Raw genomic sequence first — 17965 nt, forward strand, 5'->3', positions numbered from 1 at the left:
CCGTACTCGAACACCTGTTCGATATAATGGGAATCCTACAGGACCTTCTCCTCTCGTTCCACCGACGACGCGGCGAACCCCGACAGCAGTTCCTCGTGGTCCCCCTTGCTGTCCGGCCCCAGCACGGTGGCCGCCGCCAGGTGGTCGCCGTGCCGGTAGACGACGCTGTGCATCCACACCGTCTCGCCCCCGGTCTCGGTCTTGACCGCGAACGCCCGCGAGGCGTCCCCCACCTTCCCGATGTCCAGCTCCGACATGGTGTAGGAGGACGTCGAACCGTCCTCCAGGGTCGCCTCGTAGGCGGTGCAGTCCTGCTCCGGGGCCACGGTCTCCAGGGCCTTCTCGGCGACGCTCTCGGGCACCGCCAGGATCGTGTGCGAGACCGTGTCGTCCCCGCGCGCGAAGACCGCGACCGACGCCGGGGCCTCCTGGACCTCCGGCAGGCTGCCCCAGGAGTTGGCGGCGTCCGCGCACTCGGGCTTGTCCAGCTCGGTGGAGGAGCGCAGCTTCTCGGTGCGCTCCACCCCGGCCAGTTCGCCGTAGATGCCGCTCTCCCCGGCCTCGGGGACCACCTTGGCGTCCTCGTACTGGACCAGCTGCGCCTGGCCCAGCTTCTCGGCGGCCTCGGAGCCGGGGCCGTCCTGGGCCGTGTCCGGTCCGCCGCCCCCGCAGGCGGCGAGCGCCGTGACCAGGACCGCCGCGGCGGGGACCGCGGCCGCCGCCGTGCGCGCTGCTCGGGGGTGCTCCATGGTGCCTTTTCCTGTTCTGTGCGATATTGCCGCTGAGGTCCACGCCCTTCCCGGCGGCTGATTCTCGCACTGGGTAGCGTGGACCTTGCACAGAGTATCGAGGAAGGACAATGGTGTCGGAGCGGAATTCGCCATATTTCCGGGCTGTCCTCGACGGGATCCCCGGCTACCGCCCCGGGCGCAGGGTGGAGGGGCCCGACGGGCGCTCCTTCAAGCTCTCGTCCAATGAGAACCCCTACGATCCGCTGCCCTCGGTCGTCTCCGCGATCACCGCGGCCGCCGCGCAGGCCAACCGCTACCCGGACGCCGGTGTCACCGGGCTCACCGAGGCCCTGGCCCGGCGCTTCGGGGTGCCCGCCGACCACGTGGCCACCGGCGCCGGCTCGGTCGGGGTGCTCCAGCAGCTGCTGCAGGCGGTCACCGAGCCGGGGGCCGAGGTGCTGTACGCCTGGCGCTCGTTCGAGGCCTACCCGCTGCTGACCGCGCTGTCCGGGGCCGAGGCGGTGACCGTGCCGCTCGACGGCGAGGCGCACGACCTGGAGGCCATGCTCGGGGCGATCACCGACCGCACCCGCATGGTGCTGGTGTGCAACCCGAACAACCCCACCGGCACCGTGGTGCACGAGGAGGAGCTGGCCTCCTTCCTCGACCGCGTGCCCGAGCACGTGCTGGTGGTCCTGGACGAGGCCTATCGCGAGTACGTGCGCGACCCCCGCGTCCCCGACGGCCTGGAGCTGTACCGGGACCGCCCCAACGTGGCGGTGCTGCGCACCTTCTCCAAGGCCTACGGCCTGGCCGCGCTGCGCGTGGGCTTCCTGATCGGCCACCCGCACGTGGCCTCCGCCGTGCGCAAGACGCTGGTTCCCTTCGCCGTGAACCACCTGGCCCAGGCCGCCGCCACCGCGTCGCTGGCCGCCGAGGACGAGCTGGCCGAGCGGGTGGAGCGCACCGTCAAGGAGCGCACCCGGGTCCGGGACGCGCTGCTCGCCGACGGCTGGCGGGTCCCGCCGACGGAGGCCAACTTCGTGTGGCTGCGCCTGGGCTCCGACACCGACGCCTTCGCCGAGGCGTGCGCCGCCGAGGGGGTCGCGGTCCGCCCCTTCACCGGCGAGGGCGCGCGGATCAGCATCGGCGCCCCCGAGGAGAACGACGCCTTCCTGGCCGCCGCGCACGCCTTCGGGCGCCGCAACACCGGCTGATGCGCCGCGAACGGCGAAGGGCCCCGCACCGCGGGGCCCTTCGCGCCGGTCCGTCTACTTGCCGGCCTTGTCCTTGTCGAGCTTTTCGATGATGAGCCGGTACAGCTGGCGCGGGCGGCCGGGCTGCAGTGTCCGGTTCGGCGGCAGGGGCCAGGCCAGCCCCTCCTCGACCAGGGTGCGCAGCAGCCGCCGGGCGGTGCGCGGGGTGACCCCCAGCATCCGGCCGGCGTTCTCGGCGTCGACTACCAGCGGGCCGTCCTCCTCGGCGATCCGCTCCGACAGCCGCATCAGGGTCTCGCGCCCCTTGGTGCGCAGCGGCTCGGGCGTCTGCTGCCGCTGGGGCGCCCGCTGTGCGGGGACCAGTGAGCGGCCCTCCCGGTCCACCGCGAAGCTCTGCCGTGTCGCCTGCGCCCGGCTCAGTGCCGCGCGCGCGTGCGTCTCGGCGTCCTGGGTGGTGCGCCCCATGCCGATGCCGACCTCGATGGCGATGCCCAGCTCGGCCTTGATCCGCTCCACGAAGGGCGGCTGGCGGAACCCCTCTGTGGCCGAGACCAGCGAGCCGCGGGTGGCGGTGACCATGAAGGTGTGGTCGTCCACCGGGTGGGCGGTGGCGTTGATCCGGTGGGCCTCCTGCAGCAGCAGCCGGTGCAGGGCCAGGCGGAGCTCGTCGCGCCAGTAGCGGGGCGTGGAGCGGCGGGTGGAGTCGCGCAGCGTGGGCACGTCCACGATCACCACCCCCAGCTGCGCCTCCTCCAGCCGGTGGTGGGCGCCGAGCAGACCGGCGGTCTGCAGGGCGCTGCGCACCCCCGCGTTGGTCGGGCGCAGGCGCATCACGGGCACGCCGATGGCCTCCAGGCGCTCGGCCACCCCCCGTACGCAGGTGATGGCCATGCGGGTGGCCTTGCGCCGCCACAGCCCCTCGTGGAAGGAGGTCAGCTGGGCGGTGCTGGTGAGCTCCTCGTGGACGTGGATGCCGTCGACGGGCAGGTCCACCTCGGAGTAGGCCTCGACGACGTCGGCCCGGCTGAGCACGTCCAGGCTCGCCCTGGTGGGGTCGTATCTCTCGTCCAGGGTGGCCCGCAGCAGGGCCTCGTGCAGGCTCGCCCCGCCGAGCGGCACGTAGGTGGCGGGCATCGTCAGCACCCCCGCCTTGCGCGCGAACTCGTAGGGGACGGGACTGGCGAACAGATACGCGTCGATCGCCGACCCAAGGCGCAGGACCTTGTCGGTGGCCTCTTGCTCGTCTCGATAGGCGGCGGCGATGAGTCTGGCGTTGAGGGGTCCCGTCGACCCCGGGCCCATCAGCATGACGCGCTCGACGACCTCATGCGGGCCGATGACACCAATAGTCAAATCGCCAGTACGCTGCGCACTCACCTCGGGCTGCTCCCCGCTACCATTCCACGTTCTTCACTATGTGCGCCCACTGGTTCCCGAACCTGTTTCTGTCACGGCATGATTGCCGCGATCGTACCCATTGTGCGGGGCCAATGATGATCGTTTCACGCAGAAGACCGAAAGCCGAGGCGGGAGCGCCGCTGCCGCGCGTCCCCCACCCCGGCCTGAACTGCGGTGATGCGGCGTCAGCCCGCGTTCTCGCGGACGACGTCGGCGCCCAAAGCGGCCAGCCGCGACGCGAACTGGGCGTGTCCCCGGTCCACCAGGTAGCCCGGCGCCACCAGGGTGTCGCCATCGGCGACCAGGCCGGCCACCACCAGCGAGGCGCCGGTGCGCAGGTCGTGCGCGACCACCTCGGTGCCGCGCAGCTCGGTGGGGCCGTGCACGATCGCGCGGGTGCCCTCGACCTCGATCTTGGCGCCCATCTTGTTCAGCTCGTCGGCCAGCGCGAAGCGGCCGTCGTAGATGTTCTCGTGCAGGTAGCTCTCGCCCTCGGCGAGGGTGGCCAGCGCCATCAGCGGGGACTGCAGGTCGGTGGCGAAGCCCGGGTAGGGCGAGGTGACGGCGTTGATCGGGCGCAGCGGCACCGAGGGGTCGCGGCGCACGTGCAGCACCGCGCCCTGCTGGGCGAACTCCACGCCCATCTGGTCCAGCTTCCAGCGGGCCACGCCCAGGTGCTCCAGGTTGGCGCCGACCAGGCTGACCTCGCCGCCGGCGGCCGCGGTCGCCATGGCGAACACGCCGGCGTCGATGCGGTCGCTCATGATGGTGTGCTCGACCGCGGTGAGCTCCTCGACGCCCTCCACGGTGATGAACCCGGTGCCGCCGCCGCTGATCTTGGCGCCCATGGCGCGCAGGAACTCGATGACGTCGATGACCTCGGGCTCCAGCGCGGCGTGCTCGATGACCGTCGTCCCGCGGGCGAGCACGGCGGCCATGATGAGGTTCTCGGTGCCGGTGTGCGAGGGGGTGTCCAGGTACAGGTGGCCGCCGCGCAGGAAGGGCGAGGTGATGTTGATGTGGTTGCGCTCTTCGTCCTCGACCACCTCGGCGCCCAGGCGGGCGAATCCGCGGTAGTGGAAGTCGAGTTTGCGGCTGCCCAGGTTGCAGCCGCCGACGCCCTCGATGCGGGCGCGCCCCATGCGGTGCATGAGGGCGGGCACGAACAGCACCGAGCCGCGGAAGCGGGCGGCGATGTCGGCCGGCAGGACGGCGCGCTCGGGGTCGTTCAGGCGGGAGGCGTCGATGACCACCGTGCGCTCGGCCTCGTGGAACTCGACCTTGGCGCCCACGTGCTCGGCCAGCTCCAAGGCCCGGTGGACGTCCTCGATGCTCGGGACGTTGCGCAGCACGGTGCGTCCCTTGCTCGCGAGCAGGGCGGCGCCGATCATCGGCAGCACGGCGTTCTTCGCGCCCTGGATGAACGCCGTCCCGTTGAGGGGACGGCCGCCGCGGACGCGGTAGCGAACCTCCTGGCCCATGCTCATGTGCTCCTTCGTGAGGCGGATGTGAAAGATCTCGACTTCGTCGCGCCTACCTCGTGAGACGCGTTCTTTTCCCGGCTCGTTCCTGCCGTATGGCCGCGATCCCGAAGCGGCTAACGCGGTGCAGGTCGGAGGGATCGCACGGGCTGCCGTGCCGGCGGTTGTGTGAACGTCCCATGCGTGGGCGCCGGCGGACCCGCCCCGGCAACCGGCGGCCGCGCCCCGGCAAAAGGACGGCTTCCACTGTAAGCGCTCCGCGCGGCTGCCGGTGCCATCGTGGCCGGGATCACGGGCCCGGCACCGGCAGTCGGCGTGTCGCGCGCGGGCGGGGCGGTCAGCCGACCGGCGCCGGCGCGCCGGTGAGGCGCTCGTAGACCTCCAGGTAGCGGTCGCGCGTGCGGGCGACGACCTCCTCGGGCAGCGGCGGGGGCGGCTCCTCCGAGGCGCGGTCCCAGCCCGAGGCCGGGGAGGTCAGCCAGTCGCGGATGATCTGCTTGTCGAACGAGGGCTGGGGGCGCCCCGGCTCCCACTCCTCGGCCGGCCAGAACCGGGAGGAGTCGGGGGTGAAGACCTCGTCGGCCAGCACCAGCGACCCCCCGGAGTCCCGGCCGAACTCGAACTTGGTGTCGGCGAGCAGGATGCCGCGCTCCTCGGCCAGCTCCCGCCCCCGGCGGTACAGCGCCAGGGTCAGGGTGCGCAGCTCCCCGGCGAGCTCGGCGCCGTGCCGGGCCGCGACCTGCTCGAAGGAGACGTTCTCGTCGTGCTCGCCCACCTCGGCCTTGGTGGCCGGGGTGAAGACCGGCTCCTCCAGGCGGGACCCGTCCACCAGCCCGTCGGGCAGCGGCACGCCGCAGACGGCCCCGCCGGCCCGGTACTCGGCCAGGCCCGACCCGGTCAGGTAGCCGCGGGCCACGCACTCCACCGGGACCATGTCCAGGCGGCGGCAGACCAGGGTGCGGCCCGCCCAGTCGGCCGGCGCGCCCGGCGGGGGCGTGTCCGAGACGACGTGCGCGGGCGCGATGTCGGCCAGCCGCTCGAACCACCACAGCGACAGCGCGGTCAGCAGCCGCCCCTTGTCGGGGACCTCGGTGGGCAGCACCCAGTCGTAGGCCGACACCCGGTCGCTGGCCACCATCACCAGGTCGCCGGAGCCGGTGGCGTACAGGTCGCGCACCTTGCCGGTGTGCAGGTGCGTCAGCCCCGGGACCTCGGCCGGCACGGGGCGCACGGTGAAGCCGCTCACGCCAGCTTCTCCAGCCGCTCGAACACGCCGGCCAGGCGCCGCGTGAAGCGCTCGGGGCGGCAGACCTCGTCCAGGCGGGCCTCGTCCAGGGCGATGCCGCGGGAGCCGGCCTCCTCGCGCAGGGTCTGCCGGAACGGCGCGCCGCTGTCCCAGGTGCGCATGGCCGCGGACTGCACGACGGCGTAGACGTCCTCGCGGGAGAGCCCGGTCTCGATCAGCTCCGAGACCACGGTGGAGGAGTAGATCAGCCCGTGCGTGGAGTCCAGGTTGGCCAGCATCCGGTCGGTGTCCACGACCAGCCCGGTGACCAGCCGGGTGGTCAGGTTGAGCAGGTAGTCGGTGGCGATCGCGGCGTCGGGGAGGCTGATGCGCTCGGTGGAGGAGTGCGAGATGTCGCGCTCGTGCCAGAGCGGGATGCCCTCCATGACGGGGACGATCTGCGCGCGCACGTTGCGCGCCATCCCGCAGATGCGCTCCGACATGATCGGGTTCTTCTTGTGCGGCATGGCGCTGGAGCCCTTCTGGCCCTTGCCGAAGGGCTCCCACAGCTCCCGCACCTCGGTGCGCTGGCCGTGCCGGACCTCTAGGGCGACCGCCTCGCAGACGGTCGCCATGACCGCCAGGCAGGACACCCACTCGGAGATGCCGTCGCGCAGCACCACCTGGGTGGACACGTCGGCCGGACGCAGGCCCAGCTTCTCGGCGACGTAGGCCTCGACCTCGGGGTCGATGTTGGAGTAGGTGCCCACCGGGCCCGAGATGGCCATCACCCCGACCGCCTCGCGCGCGCGGCGCAGCCGGTCGCGGGAGCGGGCCATGCCGAAGGCGAAGTCGGCCACCCGGTGGCCCCACACGTCCGGCTCGCCGTGGATGCCGTGGGTGCGGCCCACGCGCAGGGTGCCGCGGTGCTCCAGGGCGTGGTCGCGCAGCGCCGCCACCAGCGTGTCGGCCTTGGCCAGCAGGATGTCGGTGGCCTCGACCAGCTGGGCGGCCAGCGCGGTGTCGAGCAGGTCCGAGGAGGTCATGCCGAAGTGGACCCACTTGGCGGCCTCGCGGGGCTCGGTGTTGTCGGCCCAGGCGGTCAGGAACGCGATGACGTCGTGCTGGGTGACCGCCTCGATCTCGGCCACCCGCTCCGGGGTGGGCGGCGGCGCCTGGCGCACCGGTTCGACCGCGTCGGCCGGGATGGTCCCCGCCTCGGCGTGGGCCTCCATCACCAGGGTCTCGACCCGGCACCAGAGCTCGTACTTGTGGGCGTCGCTGAAGACGCGCCCGATTTCCGGAAGGGTGTAGCGCTCGATCACGCCTACATTTTCGCAGGACTCACCGGCTCGGGCGCGCGCAGGGGTTCAGGAGCCCTTCGCCTCGTGGGCGGCGGCCTCCTCGGCGATGTCCGAGCGGTAGAACGAGCCGCGCAGCTCGACCTTGGAGACCGCCGTGTAGGCGCGCTCGCGCGCGGCGGCCAGGGTCTCGCCGGTGCCGACCACGCTCAGGACCCGGCCGCCGTTGGAGACGACGCCGCGGTCGGGGCCCCAGGCGGTCCCGGCGTGCAGGACGTAGGCGCCCTCCACCGCGTCCGCCTCGTCGAGGCCGCCGATGGCGTCGCCCTTGGCGGGCGAGCCGGGGTAGCCCTCGGAGGCCAGGACCACGGTGACCGCGGCGCCGTTGCGCCACTCCAGGGACGTGATGCCGCCCAGGCCGCCGGTGTCGGCGGCCTGCAGCAGCGTGCCCACCGGGGTGGCGAGGCGGTCGAGCACCACCTGGGCCTCGGGGTCGCCGAAGCGGGCGTTGAACTCCACCACCTTGGGCCCCTCGGAGGTCAGCGCCAGCCCGACGTAGAGAAGCCCCTGGTAGCGGTGGCCGCGCTTGGCCATCTCCCGGATCGTGGGGCCCACGACCGAGGTCATGACCTCCTCGGCGAGCCCGTCCGGCGCCCAGCCCAGCGGGGCGTAGGCGCCCATGCCGCCGGTGTTGGGGCCGGTGCCGCCGTCGTGGGCCCGCTTGAAGTCCTGGGCGGCGGGCAGCGGCACGGCGTGCACCCCGTCGCTGAGCACGAACAGCGACACCTCGGGCCCGTCCAGGAACTCCTCGACCACGACCCGGCCGCACTCGCGGGCGTGCCGCTCGGCGGCGGCGCGGTCCTCGGTGACCACCACGCCCTTGCCGGCGGCCAGGCCGTCGTCCTTGACCACGTACGGCGGGCCGAAGGCGTCCAGGGCCTCGGCGACCTGCGCCGGGGTGCGGCAGACCCGGGCCCGGGCGGTGGGCACCCCGGCGGCCTGCATGACCTCCTTGGCGAAGGCCTTGGACCCCTCGATCCGGGCGGCCTCTCGGTCGGGCCCGAAGACCGGGATGCCCCGGTCGCGCAGCGCGTCGGCGACCCCGGCCACCAGGGGCGCCTCCGGGCCGATGACCACGAGCTCGGCCCGGATGCGGGCGGCCAGCTCGGTCACGGCCAGGCCGTCCACCGTGTTGATCACGTGGTTGTCGGCCAGGGCCGAGGTGCCCGGGTTGCCGGGAGCGCAGTGCAGCTCGGTGACACCCGGGTCGAGGGACAGGGCTCGGACGAGGGCGTGCTCGCGGCCTCCGCCGCCGAGTACCAGGGCTTTCACGTAACGGACCCTTTGTGTGTCGTGGGGATCGAGGGGAGGCGTGCGGGCCGGGGTCAGACCAGGGAGCGCAGCTCCAGGGTCTGGTCGCGCCCGGGACCGACGCCGATGGCCGAGATCGGCGCCCCGGCCATCTCCTCCAGGGTACGCACGTAGTCCTGGGCGGGCTTGGGAAGTTCGCCGAAGGATCGCGCGCCGGTGATGTCCTCGCTCCAGCCCTCGAGGTGCTCATAGACCGGCACCGCGTGGTGGAACTCGGTCTGGGTCATCGGGATCTCGTCGTGGCGGACCCCGTCGACGTCGTAGCCGACGCAGACCGGGATCCGGTCCAGGCCGGTGAGCACGTCCAGCTTGGTCAGGAAGAAGTCGGTGATGCCGTTGACGCGGGTGGCGTAGCGGGCGATGGGGGCGTCGAACCAGCCGCAGCGCCGGTTGCGCCCGGTGGTGACGCCGAACTCGTGGCCCTGGGTGCGCAGCCACTCGCCCCACTCGTCGTGCAGCTCGGTGGGGAAGGGCCCCGATCCCACACGGGTGGTGTAGGCCTTGAGGATGCCCACCACCTTGGTGATGCGGGTGGGGCCGATGCCCGCGCCGATGCAGGCCCCGCCGGAGGTCGGCGAGGAGGAGGTCACGAACGGGTAGGTGCCGTGGTCGATGTCGAGCAGGGTGCCCTGGGAGCCCTCCAGGTACACGTTCTCGCCCGCGTCCAGCGCCTTGTTGAGCACCAGGGAGGTGTCGGTGACGTGCGGGCGCAGCCGCTCGGCGTAGCCCAGGTACTCGTCGATGACGCGCTCGGGGTCCAGGCCGCGGCGGTTGAAGACCTTGGTGAGCACCTGGTTCTTGTCGTTGAGCGCCAGCTCGACCTTCTTGCGCAGGATCTTGGCGTCGAACATGTCCTGCACGCGCACGCCCTGGCGGGAGATCTTGTCGGCGTAGGTCGGGCCGATGCCGCGTCCGGTGGTGCCGATCCGCCCCTTGCCCAGGAAGCGCTCGCTGACCTTGTCCAGCTCGCGGTGGTAGGGCATGATCAGGTGCGCGTTCGCCGAGATCAGCAGGCGCGAGGTGTCCACGCCGCGCTCCTGGAGGCCGCCCAGCTCCTCGAAGAGCACCGCCGGGTCGATGACGACGCCGTTGGCGATGACCGGTACGACGTCGGGCGAGAGGATGCCCGAGGGCAGCAGGTGCAGGGCGTACTTCTGGTCGCCGATGACGACGGTGTGCCCGGCGTTGTTGCCCCCCTGGTAGCGGACCACGTAGTCGACGCGGTCGCCCACCAGGTCGGTGGCCTTGCCCTTGCCCTCGTCGCCCCACTGGGCCCCAACGAGCGTGATCGCCGGCATGCGGGTCTACCCCTTCAATCGTTCGGACCGTGACCGGTGCCCGGACATGGGTAAGCCCCTGGCGCAAGACAGCGACAGGGGCCCTTGCGTCTAGAGCGTACACGACCACGCCCCGCGCGTTAAGCGCGGAATGCCCGGTCAGCGCCGGTCGGGACGGGGCGGCGCGGGGCGCCGGCGCTCAGGACAGCGCGTCGGCGGCCTCGGGGCTGCTCTCCCGCAGGAAGGTGGAGCAGCGCTCCTCCTCCTCGCTCTCCCCGATCTCCCCGGCGGCGCGGGCCAGCGCGTTCAGGGCGCGCAGGAAGCCGCGGTTGGGCTCGTGGTCCCACGGGACCGGGCCGTGGCCCTTCCAGCCGGCGCGGCGCAGCTGGTCCAGGCCGCGGTGGTAGCCGGTGCGGGCGTAGGCGTAGGCGGTGACCGGGTCGCCGGCCTCCAGGGCGCGCTCGGCCAGCGCGGCCCAGGCGGCGGAGTGCGAGGGGTGGCGGGCGGCGACCTCGGAGGGGGCGCTCCCCGCGGCCAGCGCCTCGCGCGGCTCGGTCTGGTCGGGCAGGCGGGTGGCCGGCGGCTCCCCGAGGAGATTCGCATGCAGGTCCATGGCCCCATCCTGCCAGCGGGGGACGGGGGTGCGCGCCCGGCCGACGCGTCCGCCCATGGATGTCAGGCGGCCGGGCGCGCGGCGGCCCCCGAATCCGCTGGGAAGTGGGGGCCGGCCCAGGGGGCGCGCCCGCACGGGGCGCGCTCCCACGGGCAGATTAGTTCATCTTCTGACCGGCGGACTTCAGCTGGCGGCAGGCGTCGACCACGCGCTCGGCCATGCCGGCCTCGGCCGCCTTGCCGTAGGAGCGCGGGTCGTACTGCTTCTTGTTGCCGACCTCGTCGTCGACCTTGAGCACGCCGTCGTAGTTGCGCAGCATGTGGTCGGCGATGGGGCGGGTGAAGGCGTACTGGGTGTCGGTGTCGATGTTCATCTTCACCACGCCGTAGTCGATGGCGGCGTGGATCTCCTCAAGGGTCGACCCGGACCCGCCGTGGAAGACGAAGTCGAACGGCTTGGTCCGGCCGTACTTCTCACCCACCGCGTCCTGGGCCTCCTTGAGGACCTCCGGGCGCAGCTTGACGTGGCCGGGCTTATAGACCCCGTGCACGTTGCCGAAGGTGAGCGCGGTCATGTAGTAGCCCCGGTCGCCCAGGCCCAGGGCCTCGGCGGTGCGCAGGGCGTCCTCAGGCGTGGTGTAGAGCTTCTCGTTGATCTCGCCGACGATGCCGTCCTCTTCGCCGCCGACGACGCCGACCTCGATCTCCAGGATCGTGCGGGCGGCGTTGGAAGCGGCCAGCAGCTCCTCGGCGATCTGGAGGTTCTCCTCCAGCGGCACGGCCGAGCCGTCCCACATGTGGGACTGGAACAGCGGCTGCTGCCCCTTGGCCACCCGCTCCTCGGAGAGCTTCAGCAGCGGGCGGACGAACGCGTCGAGCTTGTCCTTGGGGCAGTGGTCGGTGTGCAGGGCGATGTTCACCGGGTACTTGTCGGCGACCACGCGGGCGTACTCGGCGAAGGCCACGGAACCGGTGACCATGTCCTTGACGGTCGCACCGGAGAGGAACTCGGCTCCCCCGGTGGAGATCTGCACGATGCCGTCGCTCTCCGCCTCGGCGAAGCCGCGCAGGGCGGCGTGCAGGGTCTGGCTGGAGGTCACGTTGATCGCCGGGTAAGCGAAGCCCTGGGACTTCGCGCGGCCCAGCATCTCCGTGTAGATCTCCGGGGTCGCGATAGGCATGGTGTGACTCCCTGGTTGGCCTGGAGTGATCCGGTTGCGATGCCCCCTGTAGCACGGGGGGTCGGGCCCCAGTATCGCGAACCCGGGGAGTCCGCGGAAAGGTCTAGACCAAATGTACGGAATGAGCAGGTCAGAGGCCGGGTGTCCGGATCGGTCGACGGGGTGCCCGGAGGGGGCGGCGACCGGGGCGATCGGTCGACGGGGAGTAGGGGTCTGCTCGCGGTGCGTAGGAAATCCGGTGATATTCCCCCTCTCTTCGCACCAGGTCTCGAATGCCCCGCGTGATTCACGCTACATTCACCACCGTGGGACGACATCGCAATGACCCTCGGGGCATCGGGCAGGTGCTGGGAATCGCCGCCGCGATCGCCCTCTTCGTCGTGCTCGTCGGCCTCGGGGTGTTCTTCCTCTACAACTCCCTGCCCGGACAGGCCGCCGGACCGGCGACCGACACCCCTCCGGCCGCCGCCGAGGAGGCGGGCGAGGCCGACGGAAGCGTGCTGTACATCAAGGTCGTGGGGCAGGCGAGCGACGTGCTCGTGCGCGTGCCCGGGGGTGAGGTGCTGACCGACCAGAGCATGACCCAGGGCCAGTACCTCAGCTACGACCAGGCCCAGCTGGAGGTGACCCTGGGCGACCCCGAGGCCGTGGAGGTCCATGTCAACGGCGAGCTGATGGACCTGTCCGATGCCGAGGAGGGGTACACCTTCGTGGCCGAGGCCGCCTCCTGAGGGTCCTGAGGGGCGCTTTCCATGGGCGTCCCGGGCCGCCGGTTCCCCGCGGCCATCGCGCGACCGCGGTCGGCTCCGCTCCGGCCCGGGCCATCAATCGAGGTCCGGGTTTCGCCGCACTGTGCTGCGGTCGTTGCTTTCGCCACCTCTCTCCTTACTCTGAGTAATTGTCCGGTCTCGGGCTGTTCCGGGGCCACGGTCGACGAATCTCGCTAGGAGAGGCACATGTCCATCGCACGCAATGCCGGTGCCGCGGCCCTGATCGGGGGCCTCATGGGAGCGCTGCTGCTCCCCGTCTCCGCCTCGGCGGATCCGGAGGAGGTCGAGTACGTCTACCTGGAGAACAGGATCGAGGGCTACCACGAGGGCGAACTCGTGGGATACGTCGAGATGGACGGCAAGGACCGCCTCCGGGTGCACGACGAGCGCTGCGACGCCTACAGCCCGCACGGCGAGGTGGACGCCGAGCCCGGGACCGAGTACTGGGACGACGAAGGGTGCGAGGGCGACGGCGAGTGGCACGAGGTCCCGCGCTCGTACAACTTCCGGCTCAGCATGGTCGGCATCAACCACTCCGACTGGCACCCGATCACCTGACCGGGGCCGGCGCCCGGCCGCGGAGGTACCGCCTCCGCGGCCGCGGCCGCCTCACACGTCCAGGTCGGACGGCTCGAACACGGTCCGGTACTCCAAGCCCTCGCCGGCCACCTTCTCCCGGGCGCCCCGGTCCACGATCACCGCGACGCCCACGACCTCGGCACCGGCCTCGCGCAGCGCCTCCACGGCCGTCAGCACCGAGCCGCCCGTGGTGGAGGTGTCCTCCACCGCCAGCACCCGGCGCCCGGCCACGTCGGGGCCCTCGATGCGCCGCTGCAGGCCGTGCGCCTTGCCGGCCTTGCGCACCACGAAGGCGTCCAGCCGGCGGCCCCGGGCGGCCGCGGCGTGCAGCATGGACGCGGCCACCGGGTCGGCGCCCAGGGTCAGCCCGCCCACGGCTTCGTAGTCCAGGTCGGCGGTGGCCTCCAGCATGGCCCGGCCGACCAGCGGGGCGCTCTCCCCGTCCAGGGTGACCCGGCGCAGGTCGACGTAGTAGTCGGCCTCCTTGCCCGAGGAGAGGGTGACGCGGCCGTGCACCACGGCCTTATCGTTGACCTGTCGCAGGAGTTCTTCGCGGTCGCTCATGGTCCCATCGCTCATGGTCCATGAGCCTAGACCGGCTGGATCACCACCCTGATCAGCGGAAAGCGGGAGAGGGCGAGCATGGCGGAGCGGCACCGGGACAACGGGCACGTGCGGGTGGAGACCACCGCGGCCGACCGGGAGGGGGCCCAGGCGCTGGCCCGCTCCGCGGTCGAGCACCGGCTGGCCGCCTGTGCGCAGGTGGCGGGGCCGATCACCAGCTTCTACCGGTGGGAGGGGGCGGTGCAGGCCGACGAGGAGTGGCTGGTGGTCATGAAGACCGCGGCCGACCGCCTGGACGCGCTCACCGCCCACCTGGGCGAGGTGCACCCCTACGACGTGCCCGAGGTGGTGGCGGTGCCGGTCGAGGGCGGCTCGGCCGAGTACCTGGACTGGGTCACCGACGAGACCCGCCCCGTCCGTTGAGGGCCGCGGTCCCCCTGATCCTGGGCGGAGCGAGCGCCCCCGGCCCGTGGCCGGGCCTGGCCGGCGCGCTGGAGGGGCGAGGGCTGCCGCCGGTGGCCGCCGACCCCGACCCGGCCGGCGGCCCGCCCCACGCGGCGGGCTTCGTGGCCGCCGCGTCACTGGCCGCCGCATCGGGCCTCGCGGCCGGAGCGGCGGGCGGAGTCGCGGGCGGGGCGGCGGCCGCGTCCGCCCCGGACCCGGGCGCCGGTCGGCCGGGACCGCTGATCATCGCCGCCGGCGAGGCGGCGCCGCTCGCTGCCGCCGTGGGCGCCGCCCAGCGCGCCGCGCGCCGCCCTCCGGCCGGGTACGTGATCGCCGACGGGCTGATGCCCCAGCAGGGCGCCCCGACCCGGGCCGAGCTGCACCGGGCCCAGAACCCGGCCGCGGAGGAGCCGGGCGGCCCCGAGGCGCCCCGCGGGTACCGGACCGAGCCGCTCCCGCTGGTCCAGGACTGGCCCGACGCCCCGTGCGGCTACCTGTACACCGACCCGGGGCACGCGCCCTGCGCCCGCCTGGCGGTCCTGCGAGGCTGGCCGACCGCGGACGCGACGACGGCGCACACCCCGGACGACCTGGCCGAGGCGCTGTTGGAGCTGGTCGCGAGAATGTAGCCCCGCCCCGAAAGCGGCCGTGCCGGGCGGGCGAGTGGTCGGGCCGCCCAGGCAGACAGCGCCGACAGGGGCCCGCCGGGCCGCCGGTGGTCCAGGGGAGAGGCGGCGAAGGCGTGGCCGGCGCCCCGCTCACGGCCCCGGGCGGGCGGTGGGCCGCCGGTGGTCCTGGGGGAAGGCGGCGACAGAGGAGCGAGGCGGTTCCCCCGGGCCTGCCAGTCGGCCGCCGGGTCGGCGGAGTGCCAGGCGATGAGCGGCGACGAAGAAGGTCGGCGGCCCCTACAGCGACGCTGTCGGCTGCACGGCGCGCGGATGCCCACCGGAGCAGCGGCAACGGCACGGCCGGTGCCCCGCTCACGGCCGCTTCCCGGCCGCCGGGCCGGCGGAATGCCAGGCGATGAGCGGCGACGAAGAACCGGGGCGGTTCCCAGGGGCCTGCTCGTCGGCCGCCGGGCTCCTCGCGGTCCCGGAGGATCCGCGACCCCGCCACGCCGGGCACCCCGCTCCTCCCCGCTCGCCAGGCGGTGACTTCCCCCCCGTGGTCTGGTCGGGGTCGGACCTCGCCCGCGCGTTCGAGGCGGCCGATCGTCCTGAGCGGGGATTCACGGCACTCTTCTGAACCGGGGAAACACGTACCGTCATGGGGTGGGGCGGGCGGGGGCACGCCCATCGACGCCTCTTCAGGTGGTCCGGGGGCGATGTCGGCCAGACCAGAACGCGATTCGGTGGAGAAATGTCAGGAATGACGCTGATCATCACTTCAGTGATGGGCAGGCTTCGCTGAAGCCGGGCAGAGGTGTCGGGTCGCACCGGATCTCGTGTCGCCGTTGACCCATGACTGGTTACCCATAGTGACAAGTGGGCACTGCAAGTGGAATCATGGTGCCGTTAGAGGGGGAGTGGGCACCGAATCCGGTTCTGGTCTGGCCGCCGCCGCGCCCCAGTCCCCTCGAAAGGCGCGACTGGGGCGACTGAGCGCCGCACAGCCCTCCGTTCCGGACGAAGCGGCCCCCTGATGGTGCGTGTCCGACGGCGGTCGGGAGCAGGAGAGCAGGTCAGGGCATCGGTCGTGTCCGCTGGCGTGGTGGAACCCTCCGGGCCCCGGCCGCCCGTATCGACACCCCCGTTGATCTCGGGGAAGTCGGGGTAATACTCGCCGGTATTACCCCGACTTCGCCGAGATCAACGGCGAGGAGGGGGCGCGCAGCCGGGGCGGGGTCGCCGATCGCGCCGCAGCGGTCGCACCGCTCACAAGGACGCGGCCGAAAGTTCCACCACTCCGGCGGACACGACCAGGGCATCGATAGTGGTGGTATCGCCACCTAATGTGCAATCAGGTGGCGATACCACCACTATCGATGAGGCTGCTTCCTGAACGCCGGGCTCATCCGGGCGGGACGGCCCACCGGCCCGCATGTCCGCATTGTCGACGCCTGTCACCTGGGATCCCGGGCGGCCCGGCGCTCGACTGCCAGGATGGGGGAACCGCCCCGCTTCCTCGTCGTCGCCGTCCGCTCCGTTGTCCGCCCGCACGCCGTGCACCCGGCAGCGTCGATGTAGGGGTCGCCGGCCTTCTTCGTCGCGGTTCCACCTCCCCGGCGCTCCGGCGGCCCGCCGCCCGGCCGGTGGCCTGGAGCGGGGTACCGGCCGGGCCGTCGTCGCCGCCCCTTCCACCCGGACCGCGAGGAGCCCGGCGGCCGACAAGCAGGGCCGGGGAACCGTCCCGCTTCCTCATCGCCGCTCTTCTTCCCCGGTCACTCCGGCGACCCGCTGCCCGGCCGGTGGCCTGGAGCGGGGTACCCGCCGTGCCGCCGACCCCGCCAGGGTGGACCGTGAGAAGCCTCCGCCCGGCGGGTGGTCCCGGCGGCGCGCGCCCCTGGGGCGGCCGCGTGCCCGTACCGCCTCCCCCCCCCCCTTCCCCTCTCCCGGGCATAAGGCCCCTCTTCCGGGCATAAGGGGAGGCGCGCCCGCCTCCCCTTGCGGACGCGCCTCCGTGGGAACGCCTTGCGGCATTCCCGTGGTTACCGGTCGGTTCGGGGGACCGTCCCCGCCGGGGACCAGAGGGCCCTCCCGCTCGACGATCCGGCAACCCTTCACCGGGGCGGAGCCCGGTGGCGGGCCGGCCTGCGCGCTCCCGCCCCCTCAAACGGGGCGCAGCAGGCCGACCGGCCGCCGGTGGCGGGCCCCGCCCCCTCTACGGGGCCGCGCGGCACCGGCGGCGTCGGGGGTCAGTCGGTGTCCATGGGGCACCTCGCCGCTGGTTCGGGCCGCTCGGGCCGGCGGATGGGGACGGGGACGGTGGGGACGGTGGTCATGTCGACAGCGGCCTTCCGATGTCGTCGAGCAGGGCGCGCGCCTCGCGCTCGGTGTCGGGCAGCGGCACGGTCCACAGCTCCGCGCCGTGCTCCCGGCACAGGTTCTCCTTCAGGTGGCGGGTGTGCTCGGCGAGCTCGGGCCCGTCCGGGGCCAGCACCGCCAGCCGGGTCCTGCTCAGCAGCGCCAGCGACTCCCCGCCGCTGAACGACCGGCTCAGCTCGTGCCCGAGCACGATCAGCTGGGCGGTGCGCCGCCACGGGTCGGCCCGCTGCTCCAGCGCCACCACCACCAGGCGGTGCCGTGCCGCGGCGCCGGCCCCCGCGGCGGCGCCCCGGTACAGCTCGCCGATCCGCGTGTGCAGGAAGGCGGCGGTGGCCAGGCCGGTCAGCGGGTCCTGGCAGTCGTCGGGCGAGCGCCCCCCGTCCACCCAGCCCTCGGCCAGCGCCCGCAGCAGCGGCAGCGGCACGCTCCGCCAGTCCAGTACCTCGGCCAGCGAGGCCATGTCGGTCATGGTCGCGCCGATGCCCACCCCGGAGCGGGCCCGCGCCTGGCCGAACCGGAAGCACCCGGGCGCCAGGTCGTCCCCGCGCGCCGCCGCCTCGCAGATGTGGTCCACCACCGGGGTCCACCAGTCGTCCGGCGGGTCCCACCCGTTCTCCCGGCTCCTACGGCTCCACAGGGTGCGCAGCCTGCGGCGCTCGGCCGCCTCGCGCAGCTGCCCGGGGCCGTCCCTTCCACATGCCTCCATCGCTGAAGCTCCCGTCGTCGTCCAGGTCCCGGCGCTGTCCGGCAGGGCCTACGCCCCCGTTGCGGTGGGCCCCGCCGGTGCGCCTTCACCCCTAATCACGGACTCGGGTGGCGGCTATGACGCG

Annotated in this window: 16 protein-coding genes; 5 read left to right on the forward strand and 11 right to left on the reverse strand. The window is 73.0% G+C overall.

The window, feature by feature from the left end:
* Positions 1–35: 35 nt before the first annotated feature.
* The gene (locus C892_RS0124120) at positions 36–749 is read right to left on the reverse strand and encodes a hypothetical protein (protein ID WP_017559289.1); all 714 of its coding nucleotides are present in this window, start codon (positions 747–749) and stop codon (positions 36–38) included.
* 110 nt (positions 750–859) lie between these two features.
* Between C892_RS0124120 and hisC the strand changes: the two genes are divergently transcribed.
* Positions 860–1948, forward strand: a complete 1089-nt coding sequence (gene hisC, locus C892_RS0124125; protein ID WP_017559290.1) for a histidinol-phosphate transaminase — start codon at positions 860–862, stop codon at positions 1946–1948.
* Positions 1949–2002: 54 nt separating this feature from the next.
* Here hisC and C892_RS0124130 read toward each other — a convergent pair whose 3' ends face one another.
* From C892_RS0124130 to fbaA, 8 genes are all read right to left on the reverse strand, one after another.
* Positions 2003–3256: a hypothetical protein gene (locus C892_RS0124130; RefSeq protein WP_017559291.1), complete on the reverse strand. Its 1254-nt coding sequence runs from the start codon at positions 3254–3256 to the stop codon at positions 2003–2005.
* A gap of 275 nt (positions 3257–3531) precedes the next feature.
* Positions 3532–4833 (reverse strand): UDP-N-acetylglucosamine 1-carboxyvinyltransferase, encoded by a 1302-nt coding sequence (gene murA / locus C892_RS0124135; RefSeq protein ID WP_040685575.1) that lies wholly within the window; start codon positions 4831–4833, stop codon positions 3532–3534.
* Between the two features lie 331 nt (positions 4834–5164).
* A complete protein-coding gene (locus C892_RS0124140; RefSeq protein ID WP_017559293.1) occupies positions 5165–6073 on the reverse strand; it encodes a phosphoribosylaminoimidazolesuccinocarboxamide synthase in 909 nt (302 codons plus the stop codon).
* Positions 6070–7377 (reverse strand): adenylosuccinate lyase, encoded by a 1308-nt coding sequence (gene purB, locus C892_RS0124145; RefSeq protein ID WP_017559294.1) that lies wholly within the window; start codon positions 7375–7377, stop codon positions 6070–6072. Before purB ends, C892_RS0124140 begins: the two co-directional genes overlap by 4 nt.
* 45 nt (positions 7378–7422) lie before the next feature.
* Positions 7423–8685 carry a phosphoribosylamine--glycine ligase gene (purD, locus tag C892_RS0124150; protein ID WP_017559295.1) on the reverse strand — a complete coding sequence of 421 codons (1263 nt, stop codon included), beginning with the start codon at positions 8683–8685 and terminating at the stop codon, positions 7423–7425.
* Positions 8686–8738: 53 nt separating this feature from the next.
* Complete coding sequence (locus C892_RS0124155; RefSeq protein WP_017559296.1) at positions 8739–10022, reverse strand: adenylosuccinate synthase; 1284 nt, start codon at positions 10020–10022, stop codon at positions 8739–8741.
* Between the two features lie 178 nt (positions 10023–10200).
* Entirely contained in the window at positions 10201–10614 is a 414-nt protein-coding gene (locus tag C892_RS0124160) for a DUF3151 domain-containing protein (protein WP_017559297.1), read from the reverse strand.
* A 157-nt stretch (positions 10615–10771) separates the two neighbouring features.
* Positions 10772–11794, reverse strand: a complete 1023-nt coding sequence (fbaA, locus tag C892_RS0124165; RefSeq protein WP_017559298.1) for a class II fructose-bisphosphate aldolase — start codon at positions 11792–11794, stop codon at positions 10772–10774.
* A 344-nt stretch (positions 11795–12138) separates the two neighbouring features.
* On the opposite strand from fbaA, the gene C892_RS0124170 reads away from it, so the two are divergent.
* Both C892_RS0124170 and C892_RS0124175 read left to right on the forward strand, forming a co-directional pair.
* Positions 12139–12525 (forward strand): RodZ domain-containing protein, encoded by a 387-nt coding sequence (locus tag C892_RS0124170; protein WP_017559299.1) that lies wholly within the window; start codon positions 12139–12141, stop codon positions 12523–12525.
* 225 nt (positions 12526–12750) lie between these two features.
* On the forward strand, positions 12751–13122 hold the full coding sequence (locus tag C892_RS0124175; RefSeq protein WP_017540997.1) for a hypothetical protein: 372 nt from the start codon (positions 12751–12753) through the stop codon (positions 13120–13122).
* A 51-nt stretch (positions 13123–13173) separates the two neighbouring features.
* On the opposite strand, the gene pyrE is transcribed toward C892_RS0124175, so the two are convergent.
* The gene (pyrE, locus tag C892_RS0124180; protein ID WP_017559300.1) at positions 13174–13707 is read right to left on the reverse strand and encodes an orotate phosphoribosyltransferase; all 534 of its coding nucleotides are present in this window, start codon (positions 13705–13707) and stop codon (positions 13174–13176) included.
* A gap of 78 nt (positions 13708–13785) precedes the next feature.
* On the opposite strand from pyrE, the gene cutA reads away from it, so the two are divergent.
* Positions 13786–14130, forward strand: a complete 345-nt coding sequence (gene cutA / locus C892_RS0124185) for a divalent-cation tolerance protein CutA (RefSeq protein ID WP_017540995.1) — start codon at positions 13786–13788, stop codon at positions 14128–14130.
* Positions 14127–14780 carry a hypothetical protein gene (locus C892_RS0124190; protein ID WP_051060598.1) on the forward strand — a complete coding sequence of 218 codons (654 nt, stop codon included), beginning with the start codon at positions 14127–14129 and terminating at the stop codon, positions 14778–14780. The genes cutA and C892_RS0124190 overlap by 4 nt, the downstream gene beginning before the upstream one ends.
* Positions 14781–17088: 2308 nt before the next feature.
* On the opposite strand, the gene C892_RS0124195 is transcribed toward C892_RS0124190, so the two are convergent.
* Positions 17089–17841 (reverse strand): hypothetical protein, encoded by a 753-nt coding sequence (locus tag C892_RS0124195; RefSeq protein ID WP_017559301.1) that lies wholly within the window; start codon positions 17839–17841, stop codon positions 17089–17091.
* Positions 17842–17965: the final 124 nt, after the last annotated feature.

Source organism: Nocardiopsis baichengensis YIM 90130 (assembly GCF_000341205.1).
GTDB lineage: Bacteria > Actinomycetota > Actinomycetes > Streptosporangiales > Streptosporangiaceae > Nocardiopsis_A > Nocardiopsis_A halophila.